Consider the following 970-nt stretch of genomic DNA (forward strand, 5'->3'; position numbering starts at 1 on the left):
TCCGTTAATAACTGAATCGGCTGTTTTATCAATGCTGGTTGTGATCGCTGCGGTGTTATCAAGTTCAACTGTATCCTCAGCTGTAACAGGGTTACCTGCCACATCGGATACGCTGGCTGTGGCAGTGAGTGTCCCATCGTTTAGTGCGCTTGCATCAATCGGATCAGTAACATACTCGCCATTTTGAACGGTTGCTTGAACTTCAATTGGCGCGTTTATTCCATCGCTCAAAGTGATGCTAACCATTTGACCATCTTCAACATCAGTCACTGTGCCACGAATAACCATGGCGGCGCTTTCGCCATTACCATTAATCACGCCGTCGGCTGTTTTATCAATGCTGGTTGTAATAACTGCGGTGTTATCAAGCTCGACTGCATCTTGTGCTGAAATCGGGTTGCCTGCCACATCAGACACGCTAGCTGTGGCGGTGAGTGTCCCGTCGTTTAATGCGCTTGCGTCAATCGGATCGGTAACATATTCGCCGTTTTGCACAAGCGCCGTGGTTTCAACTTGGTTTGTGCCATCACTGATGATCACCGTCACGGTTTGACCGTCTTCCACATCGCTCACCGTGCCACGCACGACCATGGCGGCGCTTTCACCGTTACCATTAATCACGCCGTCGACTGTTTTATCAATACTGGTTGTGATCGCGGCGGTGTTATCAAGTTCAACTGTATCCTCAGCTGTAACAGGGTTACCTGCTACATCTGATACGCTGGCGGTAGCGGTGAGTGTGCCGTCGTTTAATGCGCTTGCATCAATCGGATCGGTAACGTATTCGCCGTTTTGTACAAGTGCCGTGGTTTCAACTTGGTTTGTGCCATCACTGATGATCACCGTCACAGTTTGACCGTCTTCCACATCAGTCACAGTACCACGCACGACCATGGCGGCGCTTTCACCGTTACCATTAATCACGCCGTCGGCGGTTTTATCAATGCTAGTTGTGATCGCTGCGGTGTTA

General features: G+C 49.9%; 1 protein-coding gene. It reads right to left on the minus strand.

Annotation, left to right across the window (positions count from 1 at the left end; all coding sequences use genetic code 11):
• A partial coding sequence (locus tag CWC16_RS16810; protein WP_212747445.1) for a hypothetical protein occupies window positions 1-970 on the minus strand: 970 nt, incomplete at both ends.

The organism is Pseudoalteromonas sp. S3776 (assembly GCF_005886915.1).
GTDB lineage: Bacteria > Pseudomonadota > Gammaproteobacteria > Enterobacterales > Alteromonadaceae > Pseudoalteromonas.